The following is a 19268-nucleotide window of genomic DNA, read 5'->3' on the forward strand; positions in this document are numbered from 1 at the left end:
GCCCCGGGCCGCACCTGGTCACCTCGGCCGGCCGGCCGGGTGCACTGCGCCATCTGGACGCTGCGCCGGCGAACCGCCCGGTGCCGGTGCACGCCGGTTCAGGAGGCGAGCGCCGCCTTCCCGGTGACGAAGACCCGGGCCTGCTCGGCGATCCGGCGGCCGAGGTGCTCGGCGGTCGCCACGTCCGCCTTGTGCACCGCATCCGCGCCCTGGTCGATGTTGGTCTGGGCGCCGGCGCCCAGGAACAGGCCCAGCCGGTTGAGGTCCTGCTCGGAGGCCTCGGAGCTGTTCCAGCCCGGGTGCAGGGCCAGGTTCACCCAGGTCATGCCGTGCTGGGCGGCGAGCAGTGCGAAGTACTGCAGGGTGTGCAGCTTGTCGCCGCTCATGGCACCGGAGTTGGTGAAACCGGCCGCCAGCTTGTCCTGCCAGGCCTTGGTGAACCAGCGCTTCGAGCTGGCCTCGGCGAACGCGTGGAAGGTGCCGGTCGCGGTGCCCATGTAGGTCGGCGAGCCGAAGACGACGGCGTCCGCGGCGTCCAGCAGCTCCCACTGGGCGTCGGTGATCCCGTCCACGTTCACCAGGTGGACGGTGGCGCCCGCGCCGGCCGCTCCGGCCTGCACGGCCTCGGCGAGCACGGTCGTGTGGCCGTAGCCGGAGTGGTAGGCGATGGCGATGACGGGGGTGGTCACGAGGACTCCTGAGGTGGTGGACCGGTGGTCGGACCCGATCGGCGGTGCCGACCGGCGGGTGCTCGCCGCAGCGTGCTGGCAGAAGCAAAGCGCTTTCTAATCGAAAGCGCAACCCTCGGGTTAGCGCTGTGGAATCCGCGGCGAGGAGGGTAGGATGTGCGCATGGCTACCCAGACCGGTCCGTCGGCGGCGGACGACGAGCTGCCCTACGACGTCTTCGGTCGGGCCTGTCCGTCCCGGCAGGTACTGAAGGACGTCACCAGTGCCTGGGGCGGTCTGGCCCTGGTGGCCCTGAGCGACGGCAGCTTCCGGTTCAACGAACTGCGTCGCCGGGTGGACGGCGTGAGCGAGAAGATGCTCTCGCAGACCCTGCACGCGCTGGAGCGGGACGGGCTGGTGAATCGCCGGGCCCAGCAAACCAATCCGCCCCGGGTCGACTACTGCTTGACCGAACTCGGTCGAGAAGTGGCCGAGCGGGTTTCGCAGTTGGTTGACCTGCTGGAAGGCCGGATGCCCCAGGTGGTGCAGGCGCAGCAGGAATACGACGCCAGGGAGGCTTAGTCCCGACCGTTGTTGACGTGCTGTCAGCAGATCCGCCGTCAGCTGTGGTGTGAACAGGGTCGGTAGTACTCTTGCGCCTCGCCGGTCGGCAGCGGCGTCCATTCGAACACAAATTTCGCCGTTGCCGAACCGTTTATCAGTACGGGTTTCCAGGGGGACGGTCCTGCGGTATTCCGTGGGGAGCGAAGCGGATGCACAGGGAAGCACAGGGGCGCGTGGGGGTGCAGGTGGACGGTACTTCCGGCGGTCGCCGCACGGCCGTGAACGCGCCGCGTCAGGTGCCGGGTCTGGCGGCGGCGGGGCGGCAGATGTACGCCTGGGCCGACGGCGCCGGGCTGCTCGCCGGGCCGGGGGACCGGGACCGGATGGAGCGCACCGCCCCGGACCTGTTCATAGGCCTGTGCTACCCGCAGGCGCCGCCCGACCGGCTGGCCGCGCTCTGCCGGTTCGCGATCTGGAGCTGGCTGGTGGACGACGCGCTGGACGCGCACACCCTGAACGCCGCCCAGACCGCGCGCGCCGTGGCCGAGTTGATCGAGGAGCTGGACGCCCAGGAGGCGGCCCGCGCGGCCCGTGCGGCCGGCCCGGTCGGCGAGGTCTACGGCCCGCTGTACGCCGGGCGCTCGCCCGCCTGGCGGCAGGCGCTGCGGGCGGAGACCGCGGCCTGGCTGGGCACCCTGGTGACCGAGGCGAACGACCGGGACCGCCGGCGCTCGATGACCGTGGTGGAGTTCCTCGCCCACCGGCGGCTCAGCAGCAACATCCAGACCTGCATGCACCTGGCCGAGTACGCCAGCGGGGTCGACCTGCCGTCCCCGGTGCGCGAGGCGCCCGCGCTCGCCCGGGCCCGCGAGCTCGGCGCGCTGTGGTGCGGGCTGTACAACGACCTCTGCTCGATCACCCGCGACCGCGCCGAGGGCAACCAGCACAACGCCGTGCTCGTGGTGCACGAGGTGGACGGCGCCGACCTGCGGGACGCGGTGCGCACCGTGGAGACCATCGCGGTGCGCACCCTGGCGGCGTTCCAGGCCGCGGTGCGCGACGTGCCGCGGCACTCCCAGGCCACCCAGGTGGCCCGGGCCTACGGCACGGTGGTGCGGGGCAACTACGACTTCCACAACAGTCGGCCGCGGTACAGCGCACCCGGCGACACGGGCGGGCACGGCCGGACGGATGAGGCCCGTGTCTGACGGTTTCGAGTGGTGGTACTTCCAGGTGGTCGACGAGCGCCTGATGCTGACCCTCACCGTGCACCGGACCGACCTGGTCGGCGGGTCCACCCCCTACCTGTCGATCAGCGCGCTGAGCCTGGCCGACGGCGAGTACGCGAGCTGGCGGCTGCCGGTGGACGAGCCCGCGCGGCGCGGCGAGCCGTGGGCGGACGGCCTGGTGCGCGAGGACTTCGGGCAGTACCGGATCCGGGTGGCGGCCGACGGGCTCAGCCTGGACCTGGCGCTGGCCGCCCGCACCGGCGCCTGGGGGCCGTCGAAGAGCCTGCTCTGCCACGACGAGAAGTCCGGGCGCAGCGCCTACTGGTGGGTCAAGATGCCGTCCGGCACCGCGATCGGCTCGGTCCGCTGGGGCGCGCGGCTGTTCCGGCTGGACGCCAGCGCCTACCTGGACCACAACTGGGGGACGCTGCCGCTCTACGAGGCGCTGACCGGGTGGACCTGGATCGCGCTGGCCCGGGCGGACCGCACCACGGTCGGTGCGGTGGTGCAGCCGCAGGCCGGACCGGTGCTGCACCTGACCAACGCCCCGGGCGGCCGGCTGGCCCAGGAGGCGCTGGCCGGCGGGCTGTCCAGACCCGACGCGCCACCGGGCTCGGCCGACCTGCGCGAGGCCGAGCGGATGCTGGGCTGGCGGCCGGACAGCGACCTGCTGCGGCGGGTCAAGCACCAGCGCTACCGGCGGCGCGGCGAGCCGGCCGAACTCTCCTACACCCGCTGGGCGATCACCGCGGGGCCGGCCGGCGGGGCGGGCCGGATCCTGGGCGGCTTCATGGAGACCGCGGTGGTGCTGCCGCTGGCGGTGCCGCTCGGCTGACCGCGCCCGGCCGACCGGCCGCTCAGCGCGCGGCGGCGGGCGGATCCACCAGGCGCAGCCCGTCGGTGAGCATCCCGGCCCGCTTGACGGTCCGCAGCTGCGGCAGCACCTCGACGTGCCGGACGCCCGGCAGCGCGCCGATCCGCTCGGTCAGGTAGGTGTAGAAGGCGTCCGTGTCCCGGCAGACGGTGATCGCCACCAGGTTGGCCGCGCCGGTGACGGCGGCGGCGAACGGGACCTCCGGGTGCGCGGCCAGCGCGGCCCCGGCGGCGGCCAGGTCGCCCGGCGCGACCGTGATCAGCAGCGTCGCCTGGGTCTCGAAGCCGAGCAGCCGCGGATCGATCTCCACGTCGAAGAAGCACGCCCCGCGCTCGCGCAACTGCTCCAGGCGCCGGCGCGCGGTGGACTCGGAGAGCGCGGCGGCGCGGGCCAGCTCCGGGTAGCCGGTGCGGCCGTCCCGGGCCAGCACCGCGAGCATCGCCAGCTCGGCCCGGTCCAGCGGCTGGCGCGGCCCGCCGGCCGGGCGGTAGTCGTACGGCGGCAGCAGCGCGTCCCGCTGCTCCTCGGTCAGCCGGGCCAGGCCGTGCCAGTGCAGCGGGCCGCCGGAGAAGACCCGCAGGATGGACTGCGCGCTGATGCCCAGCACCCGGCGGGTGCGCGGCAGCCGGTGCAGCAGCAGTTCGTCGTGCTCCTCGCGGCTGCGCGCCTTGGTGATGCACTGCACCTCGGTGCCACCGGAGTTGAGGGTGACCCAGGCGAGGTCGGGGCGGTGGGCCAGGGCGTCGGCCACCGCGAGCGCCGCGTCCGGGGTGCACTGCAGCCGCAGCCAGGACTCCACCAGTCCCACCCGGTGGCCGACCGGCAGCCCGACCACCCGTAGCAGCCCCTCGCCGCGCAGCCGCCGGTAGCGCCGGATCACCGTCTGGTCGGAGACCCGCAGCACCTCGGCGAGCCGGCTGAACGCGGCCCGGCCGTCGATCATCAGCGCCTCGACCATGGCGCGGTCCAGTTCGTCGAGCTCGGTCACGGTCATGGTTTCCATCATGCCAGCCGCGCAAGTGTCGGAATCCACCGGATCCGTCGTCCTGGTGCGGGGTCGGCGCCACGGCGGTGCGACGGTACTCGGGCTGACAGAACCGGCCCGACGACCGGGCCGACCGACCGTGCCCGACGAGGAGAGAACGATGCGCAAGTGGCTACCGCTGACCGCGGTGAGCCTGGGGGCCTTCATGCTGCTGGTGGACGTCACCATCGTCACGGTGGCGCTGCCCGACATGGCCCAGGGACTGCACAGCGACTTCACCGACCTGCAGTGGGTGCTGGACGCCTACGCGCTGGCGCTGGCCGCGCTGCTGCTGGGGGCCGGTTCGCTGGCCGACCGGTTCGGCCGGCGCCGGCTGTACCTGGGCGGGCTGGTGCTGTTCGCCGCCGCCTCGCTCGCCTGCGGCCTGGCCGGCACGGCCGGCGAACTGATCGCCTTCCGGGCCGTGCAGGGGGTGGGCGGCGCCGCGATGTTCGCCACCACCATGGCGCTGCTCAACACCAGTTACCAGGGGCGCGAGCGGGGTATCGCGTTCGGCGTCTGGGGTGCGGTGAACGGGGCCGCGGCCGCGTTCGGGCCGATCCTGGGCGGGCTGCTCACCGAGCAGCTGGGCTGGCGGTGGATCTTCTTCATCAACCTGCCGGTCTGCGTCCTCGCGGTGGCCGTGACGCTGCGCGCGGTGCGCGAGTCGCGCAATCCGCAGGCCCGCGGTCTCGACCTGCCGGGACTGGTCAGCTTCACGGTCGCCGCCGGCGCGCTGACCTACGCGCTGATCCGCGGTGCGGCCGACGGCTGGGGCTCGACCGCGACGCTGGCCCGGTTCGCGCTGAGCGCGGTCGCGCTGCTGGTCTTCGTGCTGGTCCAGGCGCGCGGCCGGGCACCGATGTTCGACCTCGCGCTGCTGCGCAACCCGGGCTTCACCGGGGTGCTGCTGGGCGGGCTGCTGCTCTCCGGGGCGGCCTTCTCCTACCTGGTGTACTCCTCGCTCTGGCTGCAGTCGGTGCGCGGGCTGGGGCCGGTGGCGGCGGGGCTCGGCCTGGTGCCGATGAGCGCGGCCGCCTTCGTCACCTCGGCGGTGGCGGGCCGGCGGCTGCACGGTGCGCCGCCGCGGCTGACCATCGGGACCGGGCTGGCGCTGATCGGGGCGGGCGCGCTGCTGCAGGCGCTGATCGGGGCCGGGTCGAGCTGGCCGGTGCTGGTGCCGGGTCTGCTGGTGACCGGGGTCGGGGTCGGGCTGGCCACCCCCGCGATGGCGGCGGCCGCGATGGCGGCGGTGCCGCCGCAGCGCAGCGGGATGGCCGGCGGGGCGCTGAACACCGCGCGCCAGCTGGGCAACGCGCTGGGCATCGCGGTGCTGGGCGCGGTCTTCCAGGCCGGGGTGGTGCACCGGCTGCGGGCGGGTGCGGTGGCCGGGCCGCAGGCGCTGGCGGACGCGCTGACGGCGGGTCGGGCCGGGCAGCTGCTCGGCCGGGCCGCGCCGGACGAGCGGGGCGCGCTGAGCGCGCTGGTGCACGCCGCCTTCGCGGCCGGACTGCGGGACACCTTCCTGGTCTCCGGCGGCCTGGGGCTGCTGGGTGCGGTGCTGGTGCTGCTGCTGGTGGGGCGCCCGGTGGAGCCGGCGCCGGCGGTGGGTTTTGAAACTGGTTGCACAGAGCCCGCGGCGACCCCTACTCTTCGGTAACAACCTGCTGCGAGGAGCCGCCATGTCCGCCTACCCCCACCTGCTGAGCCCGCTGGACCTGGGCTTCACCACGCTGCCCAACCGGGTGATCATGGGCTCGATGCACGTGGGTCTGGAGGAGGCGCCGAACGGCTTCGACCGGATGGCGGCGTTCTACGCGGAGCGCGCCCGGGGCGGTGTCGGCCTGATCGTCACGGGCGGCATCGCCCCGAACGAGGCCGGCCGCCCCTGGGACGGCGGTGCCAAGCTCACCACCGAGCACGAGGTGGCCGAGCACCGGGCGATCACCGAGGCGGTGCACGGGGCCGGCGGCCGGATCGCGATGCAGATCCTGCACTTCGGCCGCTACGCCTACCACCCGCAGCTGGTGGCGCCCAGCGCGCTGCAGGCGCCGATCAGCCCCTTCGTGCCGAACGAGCTGACCGCCGAGCAGGTCGAGCAGACCATCGAGGACCTCGCGCGCTGCGCCGAGCTGGCGCAGCAGGCCGGCTACGACGGCGTCGAGATCATGGGCTCCGAGGGCTACCTGATCAACGAGTTCATCGCCGCGCCGACCAACCACCGCACCGACGAGTGGGGCGGCTCGTACCAGAACCGGATGCGCTTCCCGGTGGAGATCGTGCGCCGGGTGCGCGAGCGGGTCGGCCCCGACTTCATCCTGATCTACCGGCTCTCCATGCTGGACCTGATCCCCGGCGGCTCCACGCTGGCCGAGGTGGTCGAGCTGGCCAAGGCGATCGAGGCGGCCGGCGCCACCCTCATCAACACCGGCATCGGCTGGCACGAGGCGCGCATCCCCACCATCGCCACCTCGGTGCCGCGCGGCGCCTTCGCCTGGGTGACCAAGAAGCTGATGGGCGCGGTCTCGGTCCCGCTGGTCACCAGCAACCGGATCAACACCCCCGAGCTCGCCGAGCGGCTGCTGGCCGACGGGCACGCCGACCTGGTCTCGATGGCCCGCCCGCTGCTGGCCGACCCGGCCTTCGTCAACAAGGCGGCGGCCGGCACGCCGGAGGCCGTCAACACCTGCATCGGCTGCAACCAGGCCTGCCTGGACCACACCTTCAGCCTCAAGATCACCTCGTGCCTGGTCAACCCGCGGGCCTGCCACGAGACCGAGCTGGTGCTCTCGCCGACCAAGCTGCGCAAGCGGATCGGCGTGGTCGGGGCCGGCCCGGCCGGGCTCGCCTTCGCCGTCTCGGCGGCCGAGCGCGGGCACGCCGTCACCCTCCACGACGCGGCCCCCGAGGTCGGCGGGCAGCTGAACATCGCCCGCCAGGTGCCGGGCAAGGAGGAGTTCGACGAGACCCTGCGCTACTACCGCCACCAGCTCGCCGAGCACGGGGTCGAACTGAAGCTGGGCGCCGAGGTGACGGCCGACCAGCTGGCGGCGGCCGGCTACGACGAGGTGGTGCTGGCCACCGGCGTCACCCCGCGCGACCCGGGCATCCCCGGCAGCGACCACCCGAAGGTGCTCAGCTACCTGGACGTGCTGCGGGACAAGGCCCCGGTGGGCGAGCGGGTGGCGATCGTCGGCGCCGGCGGGATCGGGTTCGACGTGGCCGAGTACCTCACCGACCCGGGCAAGGGGGCCAGCCAGGACCCGGCGGTCTTCTTCGAGCAGTGGGGGGTGGACACCGCGCACAGCACCCCCGGCGGCCTGGTGCCCCCGGTCCGCGCGGCCGCGCCGCGCGCCGTGCACCTGCTGCAGCGCAAGGCCAGCAAGGTCGGCGCCGGCCTCGGCAAGACCACCGGCTGGATCCACCGCACCGAGCTCAAGCACCGGGGCGTGGCCATGGTGGCCGGGGTCGGCTACGAGCGGATCGACGACGCGGGCCTGCACGTGACCGTCGACGGCGAGCCGCAGCTGCTCGCGGTGGACACCGTGGTGCTCTGCGCCGGCCAGGAGCCGCGCCGCGACCTGGTGGACGGCCTGCGCGGCCACGGCATCGAGCCGCACCTGATCGGCGGCGCCGACGTGGCGGCCGAGTTGGACGCCAAGCGCGCCATCGACCAGGGCACCCGACTGGCCGCGACGCTCTAGTTACACTGCTCCGATGTCGCTGCCGCACGCCATCCTCACCGCCCTGCTGGAGAAGCCCTCCTCGGGGTTGGAGCTGACCCGGCGGTTCGACAAGTCGATCGGCTTCTTCTGGCCGGCCACCCACCAGCAGATCTACCGGGAACTCGGCCGGCTGGAGGCGGCCGGCCGGATCCGCGCGCTGCCGCAGCAACCCAGCCGGGGCAGCCGCAAGGCGTACGAGGTGCTCCCGGCCGGCCGCGCCGCGCTGGCCGACTGGGTGGCCGAACCGCAGGAGCCGAAGCCGGTGCGGGACGCCCTGGTGCTGCGGCTGCGCGCGGCAGGGGTGGTCGGCAGCCACGGCCTGCGGGCCGAGCTGGAACGCCACCTGGAGCTGCACCGGCGGCAGTTGGCCCAGTACCGGGAGATCGAGCGGCACGACTTCCCGCCCGAGCGGGCCGCCGCCGAGAACCGGCTGCAGCACCGGGTGCTCACCGCGGGCATCGACCTGGAGCGGTTCTGGATCGACTGGTTGACCGACACGCTGGACGAACTGGCGTGACGTCCGACCGGTGGGCACGGCGCGTCCGGCGCCGCGCCCACCGGTCGGATCAGGCCTCCGGGATCGCGTTGCGCCGGGCCGCGCGTCCGTACCAGTGCGCGCTGGCCTTCGGGGTGCGCTGCTGCGAGGGGTAGTCCACGTACACCGCGCCGAACCGCTTGGCGTAGCCGTAGGCCCACTCGAAGTTGTCCAGCAGCGACCAGAGGAAGTAGCCGCGCACGTCCGCCCCGTCGGCGATCGCGCGGTGCACCGCGGCCAGGTGGCTCTGCAGGTAGGCGATCCGCTCCGCGTCGTGGACCTCGCCCTCGGGGGTCAGCACGTCCTCGAAGGCCGCGCCGTTCTCGGTGATCAGCAGCGCCAGGCCCGGGTTGTCCCGGCTGGTGCGGGTGATCAGGTCGTACAGGCCCGACGGGTCGATCGCCCAGCCCATCGCGGTGGTGTCGCCGGGCGGCAGGTGGAACTGGACCTGCTCCGAGCCCGGCCAGGGCGAGAAGTCGCTGGCGCCGTGCGCGTCGTTCCGGGCGGCCTCGCCGGGGGCGGTGCCGGGAGCGGCGGCCGAGACCAGGGTGGGGGTGTAGTAGTTGATGCCCAGCAGGTCGATCGGCGCGCCGATCGCCGCCTCGTCGCCCGGCTGGACCAGCTCGTCCCAGTCCACCAGGTGGGCGGTGTCGGCGCGCAGGTCGGCGGGGTAACCGCCGTGCAGCATCGGACCGGTGAAGATCCGGTTGCCGACCGCGTCGATCCGGCGGGCGGCGTCCTGGTCGGCGGCCGACTCGGTGAGCGGGCGGACCTGGTGCAGGTTGAGGCTGACCGCGATCCTGGCGCTGCTCGGCAGCCCGGCGCGCAGCGCGGCCACCGCGCGGCCGTGGCCCAGGTTGAGGTGGTGGGCGGCGCGCAGCGCGTCCCGCGGGTCGGTGCGGCCGGGGGCGTGCACGCCCGAGCCGTAGCCCAGGAAGGCCGAGCACCAGGGCTCGTTGAGCGTGGTCCAGACCGCGACCCGGTCGCCGAGCGCCTCGGCCGCCAGCGCCGCGTACTCGCCGAACCGCTCGGCGGTCTCCCGGGCCGGCCAGCCGCCGAGGTCCTCCAGGTCCTGCGGCAGGTCCCAGTGGTACAGGGTGGCGACCGGCTGGATGCCGGCCTCCAGCAGCCGGTCGGTCAGCCGGCGGTAGAAGTCCAGGCCGCGCTCGACCGCGGGGCCGCGCCCGGTGGGCTGCACCCGGGACCAGGAGATGGAGAACCGGTACGCCTGCAGGCCCAGTTCGGCCATCAGCGCGACGTCCTCGGGGAACCGGTGGTAGTGGTCGCAGGCCTGGTCGCCGGTGTCACCGGCGTGCACCTTGCCCGGCGTGTGGCTGAAGGTGTCCCAGATCGACGGGGTCCGGCCGTCCTCCCGCACCGCGCCCTCGATCTGGTAGGCGGCGGTGGCCGCGCCCCAGAGGAAGCCGGTCGGAAAGGTGAGGAGATCGGTGGCGGGGGATACCAGAGTCATGGATGGAGCGCTCCCATGGCGAAGAAGGGACGGAAGGGGGGACGGGTCAGCCCTTGACGGCGCCCTGGGTGATGCCGCCGACGATGTGCTTGCCGAACAGCAGGAAGACCAGCAGCAGCGGCAGCGTGCCGATCAGCGCGCCGGCCATGATCACCGACCAGTCGGTGGACCAGCCGGTGCCCAGGCCCGCGAGCGCGACCTGCACGGTCGGGTTGGTGGCGCCGTTCATCGCGATGATCGGCCACAGGAAGTCGTTCCAGGACTGCACGAAGGTCAGCATGCCCAGAACCGCCATGGCGGGGCGCGCGATCGGCACCACGACATGCCAGACGATCCGCAGCGAGTTGGCCCCGTCGGTGCGGGCGGCCTCCAACAGCTCGGTGGGCAGCGCCTGGACCAGGAACTGGCGCATGAAGAAGACGCCGAACGCGGTGACCAGGGTGGGCAGGATCAGCGCGCCCAGGTGGTTGGCCAGGCCCAGGCGCTTCATCAGGATGAACAGCGGCACCACGCTCAGCTGCGCGGGCACCGCGAGGGTGGCCACCACCAGGCCCATCAGCACCCCGCGCCCGGCGAACCGCAGCTTGGCGAAGGCGAAGCCGGCCAGCAGCGAGAAGGCGACCGTGCCGAGGGTGACCGAGCCGGCCACCAGGGTCGAGTTGAGCAGGGCGACGCCCATGCCGCGCCCGCCGGCGTTGTGCCAGACGTAGGCGAGGTTCTTGAACAGGTTGCCGCCGGGGACCAGCGGCGGCGGCGACTGGACCACCCGGTGGGCGTCGCTGGAGGCCGCCACCAGGGTCCAGTACAGCGGGAAGAGCGAGGCCAGGGCGACGACGCCCAGGACCAGGTAGGTGATCGGGCCCGCGTCGTGGGTGCGGCCGGCTCGGCGCATGGTTCTCCTCCGGTCAGTCACGGCGCAGCCGCCGGGCGATCAGGGTGTTGACCAGCCCGACCAGCAGGAGCAGCCCGAACATGGTCCAGGCGATCGCGCTGGCCCGGCCGAGCATGCTGTTGCGGAAGCCCTGGTCGTACATCAGCACGCCGAGCGTCTCGTACTGGTTGTCGGCGCCGCCCTGGTGGCCGCTCTGGCCGCCGAACAGGAACGGCTCGCCGAAGAGTTGGGTGGCGCCGATGGTGGAGATCACCACCGTGAACAGGATGGTCGGGCGCAGCGCGGGCACCGTGACGTGCCAGAACTGGCGCAGCCGGTTGGCGCCGTCGATCGCCGCCGCCTCGTACAGGTCGCCCGGCACCGCCTGCATCGCGGCCAGGTAGATCAGCGCGTTGTAGCCGGTCCACCGCCAGGTGACGATCAGCGAGATGGCGAACTGCGAGGTCCAGCGCCCGGCCTCCCAGTTGACCGGGCCGGCGCCGAACAGGTGCAGCACCCAGTTGGCCATGCCGCCCTCCGGGCTGAAGATCAGCGCGAAGACCAGGGTGGCCGCGGCCACCGAGGTGGCGTACGGGGCCAGCAGCGCGGTGCGCAGGAACGTCCGGCCGCGCAGGCGGTAGTTCAGCAGGTGGGCCAGGCCCAGCGCGATCACCAGCTGCGGGATCGTGGAGAGCGCGCCCAGGCTCAGGGTGTTCCACAGCGCGTTCCAGAAGAACCGGCTGGGCGCGCCGCTGAACAGGTCGGAGTAGTTCTGCAGGCCCACCCACTGGGAGCGGTTGACGTTGTACAGGCTCACCTTGTGCAGCGAGAGCCAGCCCGTGTACAGCAGGGGGTAGAGCCCGAAGGCGGCGAACACCAGGAAGAACGGCGCGATGAAGACGTAGGGCGAGCCCTTGCTGTCCAGCCGGTACAGCAGGGTGCGCAGTCGCTGGCGGCGTGCGCCGGGCCCGGCCGCGGCGGGGCCGCCGGCCTTCGGGGGCGCGGCGGTGGAGGCGGTGGAGGTGGCCACGGGGTGGCTCCTTGACGGGGTGTGGGCCGGGGCCGGCGCGGTGGCGCCGGCCCCGAGCGGCTTACTGGACGCTGCTGTCGATCTGCTGGACGGTGGTGTTCCAGGCATCGGTGGCGCTCTTGTGGTTCTGCTCGACCAGCAGGATCCCGTTGCTGAAGTCGTTCTGCAGGTCACCGGCGTGCGGGCCGGTCTCGGCCGGCTGGATCGCCTTGGCCGCGACCGAGAAGATCTGGCCGGTGGCGGCGTTCGGGCCGATGTACGGGTTCTTGAAGTCGGTGACCGCGGTCAGCGAGTAGGCGCCCTGGTTGGACGGGATGTTGCCGACCGCCTGGAAGACCTTGGCCTGCTGCTCGGGGGCGGTCAGCCAGGCCACCAGCGCCTCGGCCTCGGCCTTGTGCTTGCCGGCGCTGGGCACCGCCAGGAACGAGCCGCCCCAGTTGCCGGCCGCCGGGGCCTGGGCGATGTTCCACTTGCCGGAGTTGTTGGCGCCCGAGAACTTCTGGATGTTGGCCTGCTGCCAGGACGGGCACACCGTGGTGGCGAAGGTGGAGTTCGCGAAGGCGGCCTGCCACGGCGGGTCGAACTCCTTGAGCGCGGCGGACTCGCCGGCCGCGTCGGCCTGCATCGCCAGCTGCCAGGCGCTCTGCACGCTGGGGGAGTTCTTGTAGTCCAGCTTGCCGCCCTTGTAGTACTGGGTGGTGGAGGAGGAGACCACACCGTTGAACATGCCGGTGGCCGAGTCCATGAAGAAGGTGCCCTTGGGCGCCCTGGCCTGGTACTGCTTGCCGACGTCGACGAACTTGGACCAGTCGCCCGCCCAGAGCGCGGCCACCGCGGCCGGGTCGGTCGGCAGGCCGGCCTGCTGGAAGAGGTCCTGGCGGTAGCAGATGGCCATCGGGCCGACGTCGGTGCCCAGGCCGATGGTGCGGCCGTCCTGGGTGGTGGCCTGCTGCCACTTCCACGGCAGGTAGTCGCCCTTGTTGACACCCGGAGCCTTGGACAGGTCCTCGAAGTTGCTGCTCAGCGCGTCCGAGGTGGCCAGCGCGATGCGGCCGACCTCCAGGGCCTGCACGTCGTCCAGACCGCCGCCGGAGAGGTGGGTCTGCAGCGCCGTCCAGTAGTCCGCCTCGGCGGTGGTGGTGTCCTCCTTGATCGTGATGTTCGGGTGCGCGGCCATGTAGGCGTCGAACAGGCCGGCCTCCTTGTAACCGAAGGTGCCGAAGTCACCGACGGTCAGGGTGATCTTGCCGCCGCCGGCCGCGGCGCTGCCACCGCCGGTGCTCGGGGTGGAGCCGCTGCTGGAGCAGGCGGTGGCCAGCAGCGCCGTGCTGGCGAGCACGCCCGCGCAGAGCAGGGCGGTTCTGCGCGGGCGGGTGGTCGCGGACAGGTTCAAGGTGGGCTCCTGGAGGGGGTGGTCGGGTACTCTCGGTGGAAGCGCTGTATGGGAGCGCTCCCACTTGCGGCCTGCCGGAAGGTTGCTGCCTCCCGGGGTCCGGTGTCAAGGGGGGAAGTCCAGGGTGTAACCGCAGCGTGTCCTGGAGCCGACACCTGTCAGAATGGCCCGCGTCCCCACGGCGCTCTCCCCGCGCACGCACGCCCTGCCCGTCCGACCGTTCCCAACGAGGTGACCATGAGCCCCACCGCACACCGCCCACCAGGGGCCCCGACCGGCCAGGAGGAGCGCCGCGGCCCCGGTCGGCCGACCCTGGAGGAGGTCGCCGCGCTGGCCGGGGTCGGTCGCGGCACCGTCTCCCGGGTGATCAACGGCTCGCCCCGGGTCAGCGAGAAGGCCAAGGCCGCCGTGGAGCAGGCCGTCGCCGAGCTCGGCTACGTGCCCAACCGGGCCGCCCGCACCCTGGTGACCTCGCGCACCGACGCCATCGCCCTGGTGGTGCCGGAGGCCGAGACCAGGCTCTTCTCGGAGCCGTACTTCTCCGACATCATCAGCGGGGTGTCCGCCGAACTCGCCGACACCGACATGCAGTTGCTCCTGGTCCTGGTGCGCAACCAGCGGGAGCGGGACCGGTTGTCGGCCTACCTGCGGGCCCAGCGGGTGGACGGCGTGCTGCTGGTCGCGGTGCACCGCGACGACCCGCTGCCCACCGTCCTGGAGGACCTGCGGATCCCCTCGGTGCTGGCGGGCCGGCGCGGGGACCAGGAGCCGCTCAGCTACGTGGCCGCCGACAACGCGGGCGGCGCCCGGATGGCGGTGCGCCACCTGCTGCGCCGTGGCTGCCACCGGATCGCCACCATCACCGGCCCGCTGGACATGGAGGTCGCCCAGGCCCGGCTCGGCGGCTACCGGGCCGCGCTGGAGGAGGCGGGGCGGGAGTACCACGAGTCCCTGGTCGGCCTGGCGGACTTCACCGAGCAGGGCGGGCGGGCGGCGATGCGCGAGCTGCTGGAGCGCGAGCCGGAGCTGGACGCGGTGTTCTGCGCGTCCGACGTGCTGGCCGCCGGTGCGCTGCAGGAGCTGCGGGCGGCCGGGCGCCGGGTGCCGCAGGACGTGGCGCTGATCGGGTTCGACGACTCGATCGTGGCCCGGCACACCGACCCCGCGATGACCAGCGTGCGGCAGCCGATCGAGGAGATGGGGCGGACGATGGCGCGGCTGCTGCTGGAGGAGATCGCCGACCCGGGCCGCGCGCGGCGGCAGGTGGTGCTGGCGACCGAGCTGGTGGTGCGCGAGTCGGCCTGACGCGGCGTCGGCGTGCCCGGCGTGCCCGGCGTGCCCGGCCTGCCCGGCGTCGGGGCGGCAGCGCCGGACTTCGCGGTGCGCGCCGGGGGTTGAGGGAGAGTCGGGGCGGGGCACCGAGCCCGTACTGACGGCGTGTCACGGCTGTGGTAAGCCGGACGGAGGGGCCGTGTGCGCACAGGGCGCGTCCAGGGGGCGGCACCCGGGGAGGGACGCGGTGTGCCGTGCCAGGGCCGACGGGACGTACACGTGCGTCGGGGCGCCGGAGGCGGTCGCGGCGCTGGACGCGTTGCGGCCGGCCGCGGCCGGCGCCGGGCTGCCCGGGCCCCGCTGGACGGCCTTCGACCCGGCTGCGCTGGTGGCCGGGTACGGCGCGCCCGCCTGCTGGCACGCGGCCGGCCGGCTCGCCCCGCTGCTGGCCCGGGAACCCGCGGTGACCGCGGCGCTGCTGTCCTGCTGCCCGCCGTGGGCGGAGCCGGCGGGGCTGGACAACCGGATCAAGAGCGCGCCGGGCACCTGCGAGAAGGTGCGCCGACTGGGCGTGAAGCACGCGTGCACCCCGGCGGCGGCCGCGGTGCGGGTGGTCGACGCGCTGCGGTACACCCTGCGGGTGCCGGAGGCGGAGGCGCTGGTGCCGACCGCCGAGGAGTTCATCGCCCGCGCCGCGGCCGAGGACATCGCGTTCCTGGCCGCCCGGCACTACTACCACCCCGGCTCCCGCTACAAGGGCCTCCACCTGGTGGGGGAGGAGCCGTCCGGGCACGCGGTCTTCGAGGTCCAGTTCCACACCGTCCGCGAGTGGGACCTGATGCACGGGCCCGGCCACACCCTGTACGAGGTGTACCGGGATCCCGGCACCCCGCCCCCGCTGGCCCGCTCGGCCCTGGCCCGCCTGCGCACCCTGGCGGCCGAGCTCCCGCACCCCCCGGGCCTGGCCCGCCTGGAGGACCCCTGGGGCCCGCTCCGGGGCTGCGGCGGGTGCCGGGCAACGGTTTCCTGACGGCGCACCACCTGACGGTCACCCACCCGACGGTCAGCCACCCTGGCGGCACGCCACGGGCGCGGTGCGAAGCCTCAGCCCCGGACCGTCCGGGCCTCGACACCGGCGGCGCGCAGGGCCCGCGCGAGCCGTTCGAGCTCGGGCAGCGTGGCCGGGTGCCGACCCGACCGGAGCGACCGGAGCAACGGCCCGGCCGCGGTCGGCCCGACGGCCGTCATCGCCCGGACCACCTTCAGGACCAGCGCGGTCCGGACGCCCTGGGACGGGAGTTCGAGGCGCACGGTGCCCTGCGCGCGGATCACCCGCTCGCGCAGCCAGGCGGGCATCTCCCCCCGCCCGCACGCGACGGTGGGACCGCACCGGGCGCAGTCGGACTCGGTGCTCCATTCCAGGCGGTCGAGGATCAGGGTCTGCCCGCCCGAACACGCCGCCACCGCCCCGCAGCCGGGGCAGGCCGCGGTGAACCGGACGCAGACGCCGACCGGGGCGGACCGGTCCGGGGCTACGGGACGTTCCAGGCGGAGACGACCGGGTGCCCGTTCTCGGTGGTCAGGAAGCCGAGGGTGCCGGGATGCGGGTGGCCGAGCAGGCGGGCGGCGGAGGGGGCGAGGCCGAGCCAGCGGACGGTCAGGATGCGGGCGAGGTGGCCGTGGGCGACGACGGCGACGTCGCCGTCCGCCAGCAGTGGCCGGATCCGGGCGAGCGCGGCGTCCGTGCGGGCGGCCACCTGGTCGAGGTGCTCGCCGGGGTGGGCGGCGTCGCCGGGGACGACGCCGTCCCGCCAGAGGTCCCAGCCCGGCCTGGTCCGCTCGATCTGCGCCGCGGTCAGGCCCTCGTAGCCGCCGTAGTCCCACTCCACCAGGTCGGGATCGGGCTCGACGCCGGTCAGGCCCGCCAGCTCGGCCGTGCGCAGGGCGCGGCCGAGGGGACTGCTGAACACGGCCACCAGGGAGCGCCGTGCCAGCTTCGGGGCGAGCGCCGCGGCGGCGGCCTCGCCCGCGGCGGTCAGCGGCACGTCGGTGCGGCCCGCGTGTCGGCCGGACAGGCTCCACTCCGTCTGGCCGTGCCGGACCACGATCAGTTCACCCATGGGAGGGCACGCTACCTGACGGTCCGTCCGCAGGTCCGGGGAGGCCGACGCACTCGGCGAGGAGGCCGGCGAAGGCGGTGGTCACGGCGTCGTCCGGGAAGGTCCTGGGGGCGGTCGCGCCGTCCGGCGAGGTGATCGCGTAGTGGTGGGGGAGGGCGCCCAGACCGCCCCAGCTCTCCCGGCCGTAGGCGCGCTGCAGGACCCGGCCGCAGCGGGTGCAGGCGATCCACGGGACGAGGACGAGGTCGGCCGAGCCGTCGTCCGGGTCCGTGCCGTCGTCGAGCAGCCGCAGGTCGGCCGGGGCGCCGTCCCCGTGGCACCGCAGGAGCCGGGGCGTGAGCTGCTCCCGCTCGCCCCAGGCCTCGGCGATCACGGAGATCCGGGCCCGGACCGCCTCGCCGATCGGCACCCGGTGGGCGAGGAGTCCCGAGACGAGCAGGTCGAGCCCGGCCTCCTGCTCCCCGATGGCCCAGCAGTCCCGGACGTCGGCGGACTCGGCCTCCGGCAGCAGGGCGGCGAGCTCGTTCCAGGTGGTGGCATCGTCGATCACCGGGCCGACGCTACCGGGTGGGCGCCGGAACCGGCGTCGGAAGTCGACCCGGTCGACTACCGACGCCCTGCTCTCCGGCTCCGGGCTCCGGGCTCGGTGCCGGGCTCCGATCAGCCGGACGCGGCCTGGGCCTCCTTGGCGGACGTCTCCAGCCTGGTCCAGTACTCCTGGTACCAGGCCTCGTCGCCACCGCCCAGGTTGCTGTTGGACTCCCGCATGCCGGCCCGGCCGTCGATCAGTTCGCGGACGATGTCGGCGTGGCCGGCATGGCGGTTGGTCTCCGCCGTCATGTGCAGCATGATCCGCTGGAGCGTCACCCGGCCGGTGTCGCCCCACCAGGCGACCTGGCCCGGCGCGTCGAGCGGCAGGGCCTCGATGGTCGCGTCCGCGTGCGCCCGGGCGCGGGCGTAGAGGCCGACGATCTCCTCGCGCGACTCCGTCGCCGGGACCCACATGTCCGCGTTGGGCTCGGCGTCCTCCGCGATCCAGGGCAGGACTTCGTCGTGCGGCCGGTCGAAGGTCGGGCCGAAGTACTCGAGCTCGACGCAGGCCAGGTGCTTGACCAGGCCGAGCAGGTTGGTGCCGGTCGGCGTCAGGGGGCGGCGGCTGTCGTACTCGGACAGTCCCTCCAGCTTCCAGAGCAGGGCATCGCGGGCCGCGTTCAGGTAGCGGTGCAGGTCGTCCTTGGGATCGTTCGGTTTCATACGGAGGAGTCTCCCACCTGCGGCCGACGGGTCTGTGGGAGAGTCAGGGCTCCTTGCCACCACGACCATCGGGGGTCGGACCGGGTGGCCGAGCGCTTCAGGAGCCGCCGCATGCCGGACGAGATCACGCTGCGTCCCGTCACCGCCGAGGACCTCGACCTGTTCGAGCGGGAGTTCGCCGGGCCGCAGGGGGTCGGGGAGTACCAGTGGTTCGGGTTCGGGTCGCCGGCCGGGCTGCGGCGCCGGTTCGCGGAGACGGGACTGCTCGGCCCGGACGGCGGGGTGCTCGCGGTGGCGGAGGGGAGCGCGACGGTGGGCCGGGTCGAGTGGTTCCCGGGCAGTTGGGGGCGGCCCGACACGTCCGCGTGCTGGACCCTGGCGATCGGGCTGCTGCCGGCGGCCCACGGGCGGGGCATCGGCACCCGGGCCCAGCGGCTGCTGGCGGAGTACCTGTTCGACCACACCCGGGCCGAACGGCTCCAGGCGTGGACGGACTGCGCCAACCTGGCCGAGCAACGCGCCCTGGAGAAGGCCGGCTTCGTGCGCGAGGGCGTGCTGCGCTCCGCGCAGTGGCGCGGCGGCCGGTGGCACGACCAGGTGATCTTCTCCGTGCTGCGCGCGGACCGGTGGGCGTGAGCAGCGGCGCCGCGGCCCCGCTCCAGCTGCTGGACGGGGCGGAGCTCGCCGCCGACGAGGACCGGGCGGCCCGGTTCGAGCTGGGCGCGCACCGGATCCTGGCGGGGTTGGTCCGGGGCGGGGCGGCCCTGGGGTGGGTGGAGCCGCCGGACGGCCCGGAGGTGGCCGAGCTGCTCGGCGGCGTGCTGGCGGCCGCCCGGGCGGGGGACGCGGCGCTGCGGGCCGCCTACCTGGGCGAGCGGCTGGTCGGACTCGGGTACTGGGTCCGGTACGCGCGGCCGACCCACCGGCCGCACGCCGACCTGGAGAAGGTCGCGGTCGAGGCGGCCGCCCACGGCCGCGGTGTCGGACGGGCGTTGACGGCCGCACTGATCGCCGACGCGCGGCGGGCGGGGATCGAGGTGCTCACCCTGGACGCGCGCGGCGACAACGCCGGCGCCCTGCACCTGTACCGGTCGCTGGGGTTCACGGAGTACGGCCGGCTGCCCGACTTCGTGGCCGTCGGCGAGCAGCGGTACGACAAGGTCTTCTGCATGCTGGACCTGCGGCGGCCGCCGCAGTGACGTGCTGGTCCGGCCGGGGGGGCCCCCCCCCCCCGGGGC

General features: G+C 74.0%; 20 protein-coding genes. 10 read left to right on the forward strand and 10 right to left on the reverse strand.

The features are described 5' to 3' along the window. Positions 1-98: 98 nt before the first annotated feature. Positions 99-689 carry an NAD(P)H-dependent oxidoreductase gene (locus tag ACFW1A_RS24455; RefSeq protein ID WP_380411628.1) on the reverse strand — a complete coding sequence of 197 codons (591 nt, stop codon included), beginning with the start codon at positions 687-689 and terminating at the stop codon, positions 99-101. Between the two features lie 162 nt (positions 690-851). Between ACFW1A_RS24455 and ACFW1A_RS24460 the strand changes: the two genes are divergently transcribed. From ACFW1A_RS24460 to ACFW1A_RS24470, 3 genes are all read left to right on the forward strand, one after another. Continuing rightward, the gene (locus tag ACFW1A_RS24460; RefSeq protein ID WP_380411631.1) at positions 852-1250 is read left to right on the forward strand and encodes a winged helix-turn-helix transcriptional regulator; all 399 of its coding nucleotides are present in this window, start codon (positions 852-854) and stop codon (positions 1248-1250) included. A gap of 227 nt (positions 1251-1477) precedes the next feature. Then, positions 1478-2440 carry a terpene synthase family protein gene (locus ACFW1A_RS24465; protein ID WP_380411633.1) on the forward strand — a complete coding sequence of 321 codons (963 nt, stop codon included), beginning with the start codon at positions 1478-1480 and terminating at the stop codon, positions 2438-2440. Further along, complete coding sequence (locus ACFW1A_RS24470) at positions 2433-3296, forward strand: hypothetical protein (RefSeq protein ID WP_380411635.1); 864 nt, start codon at positions 2433-2435, stop codon at positions 3294-3296. The genes ACFW1A_RS24465 and ACFW1A_RS24470 overlap by 8 nt, the downstream gene beginning before the upstream one ends. A 22-nt stretch (positions 3297-3318) precedes the next feature. On the opposite strand, the gene ACFW1A_RS24475 is transcribed toward ACFW1A_RS24470, so the two are convergent. Then, on the reverse strand, positions 3319-4329 hold the full coding sequence (locus tag ACFW1A_RS24475; protein ID WP_380411638.1) for an Lrp/AsnC family transcriptional regulator: 1011 nt from the start codon (positions 4327-4329) through the stop codon (positions 3319-3321). Between the two features lie 151 nt (positions 4330-4480). Between ACFW1A_RS24475 and ACFW1A_RS24480 the strand changes: the two genes are divergently transcribed. Genes ACFW1A_RS24480 through ACFW1A_RS24490 form a run of 3 tightly spaced genes read left to right on the forward strand, consistent with a single transcriptional unit; the run spans position 4481 to position 8601 of the window. Beyond that, positions 4481-6019 (forward strand): MFS transporter, encoded by a 1539-nt coding sequence (locus ACFW1A_RS24480; protein WP_380411641.1) that lies wholly within the window; start codon positions 4481-4483, stop codon positions 6017-6019. 22 nt (positions 6020-6041) lie between these two features. Next, positions 6042-8063, forward strand: a complete 2022-nt coding sequence (locus ACFW1A_RS24485; protein ID WP_380411644.1) for an FAD-dependent oxidoreductase — start codon at positions 6042-6044, stop codon at positions 8061-8063. Positions 8064-8076: 13 nt separating this feature from the next. Then, entirely contained in the window at positions 8077-8601 is a 525-nt protein-coding gene (locus ACFW1A_RS24490; RefSeq protein ID WP_380411646.1) for a PadR family transcriptional regulator, read from the forward strand. A 49-nt stretch (positions 8602-8650) separates the two neighbouring features. Here the strand turns inward: ACFW1A_RS24490 and ACFW1A_RS24495 are convergent, their stop codons facing one another. The 4 genes from ACFW1A_RS24495 to ACFW1A_RS24510 all read right to left on the reverse strand — a co-directional run bounded on the left by ACFW1A_RS24495 (position 8651) and on the right by ACFW1A_RS24510 (position 13384). After that, positions 8651-10090, reverse strand: coding sequence for a glycoside hydrolase family 1 protein (locus tag ACFW1A_RS24495; RefSeq protein WP_380411649.1), 1440 nt, complete (start codon positions 10088-10090; stop codon positions 8651-8653). Between the two features lie 46 nt (positions 10091-10136). Further along, positions 10137-10982 (reverse strand): carbohydrate ABC transporter permease, encoded by an 846-nt coding sequence (locus ACFW1A_RS24500; protein WP_380411651.1) that lies wholly within the window; start codon positions 10980-10982, stop codon positions 10137-10139. Positions 10983-10995: 13 nt separating this feature from the next. Then, on the reverse strand, positions 10996-11991 hold the full coding sequence (locus ACFW1A_RS24505; RefSeq protein WP_380411654.1) for a carbohydrate ABC transporter permease: 996 nt from the start codon (positions 11989-11991) through the stop codon (positions 10996-10998). A gap of 61 nt (positions 11992-12052) precedes the next feature. Further along, complete coding sequence (locus tag ACFW1A_RS24510; protein ID WP_380411658.1) at positions 12053-13384, reverse strand: extracellular solute-binding protein; 1332 nt, start codon at positions 13382-13384, stop codon at positions 12053-12055. Positions 13385-13621: 237 nt separating this feature from the next. Between ACFW1A_RS24510 and ACFW1A_RS24515 the strand changes: the two genes are divergently transcribed. Both ACFW1A_RS24515 and ACFW1A_RS24520 read left to right on the forward strand, forming a co-directional pair. Then, positions 13622-14689 carry a LacI family DNA-binding transcriptional regulator gene (locus ACFW1A_RS24515; RefSeq protein WP_380411660.1) on the forward strand — a complete coding sequence of 356 codons (1068 nt, stop codon included), beginning with the start codon at positions 13622-13624 and terminating at the stop codon, positions 14687-14689. Positions 14690-14903: 214 nt separating this feature from the next. Continuing rightward, on the forward strand, positions 14904-15686 hold the full coding sequence (locus tag ACFW1A_RS24520) for a hypothetical protein (RefSeq protein ID WP_380411663.1): 783 nt from the start codon (positions 14904-14906) through the stop codon (positions 15684-15686). A 74-nt stretch (positions 15687-15760) separates the two neighbouring features. On the opposite strand, the gene ACFW1A_RS24525 is transcribed toward ACFW1A_RS24520, so the two are convergent. The 4 genes from ACFW1A_RS24525 to ACFW1A_RS24540 all read right to left on the reverse strand — a co-directional run bounded on the left by ACFW1A_RS24525 (position 15761) and on the right by ACFW1A_RS24540 (position 18030). Next, the gene (locus ACFW1A_RS24525) at positions 15761-16012 is read right to left on the reverse strand and encodes a hypothetical protein (protein ID WP_380411665.1); all 252 of its coding nucleotides are present in this window, start codon (positions 16010-16012) and stop codon (positions 15761-15763) included. Positions 16013-16188: 176 nt separating this feature from the next. Next, on the reverse strand, positions 16189-16776 hold the full coding sequence (locus ACFW1A_RS24530; RefSeq protein WP_380411667.1) for a histidine phosphatase family protein: 588 nt from the start codon (positions 16774-16776) through the stop codon (positions 16189-16191). Continuing rightward, positions 16769-17326, reverse strand: a complete 558-nt coding sequence (locus tag ACFW1A_RS24535; RefSeq protein ID WP_380411669.1) for a hypothetical protein — start codon at positions 17324-17326, stop codon at positions 16769-16771. Before ACFW1A_RS24535 ends, ACFW1A_RS24530 begins: the two co-directional genes overlap by 8 nt. Before the next feature lie 110 nt (positions 17327-17436). Then, positions 17437-18030 (reverse strand): DinB family protein, encoded by a 594-nt coding sequence (locus tag ACFW1A_RS24540; RefSeq protein ID WP_380411671.1) that lies wholly within the window; start codon positions 18028-18030, stop codon positions 17437-17439. Between the two features lie 111 nt (positions 18031-18141). On the opposite strand from ACFW1A_RS24540, the gene ACFW1A_RS24545 reads away from it, so the two are divergent. Both ACFW1A_RS24545 and ACFW1A_RS24550 read left to right on the forward strand, forming a co-directional pair. Then, on the forward strand, positions 18142-18666 hold the full coding sequence (locus ACFW1A_RS24545; RefSeq protein ID WP_380411674.1) for a GNAT family N-acetyltransferase: 525 nt from the start codon (positions 18142-18144) through the stop codon (positions 18664-18666). Beyond that, positions 18663-19229, forward strand: coding sequence for a GNAT family N-acetyltransferase (locus tag ACFW1A_RS24550; protein WP_380411677.1), 567 nt, complete (start codon positions 18663-18665; stop codon positions 19227-19229). Before ACFW1A_RS24545 ends, ACFW1A_RS24550 begins: the two co-directional genes overlap by 4 nt. Positions 19230-19268 lie beyond the last annotated feature (39 nt).

The sequence above is a fragment of the Kitasatospora sp. NPDC058965 genome (genome assembly GCF_042741245.1).
In the GTDB taxonomy this organism is placed as follows: Bacteria; Actinomycetota; Actinomycetes; order Streptomycetales; family Streptomycetaceae; genus Kitasatospora.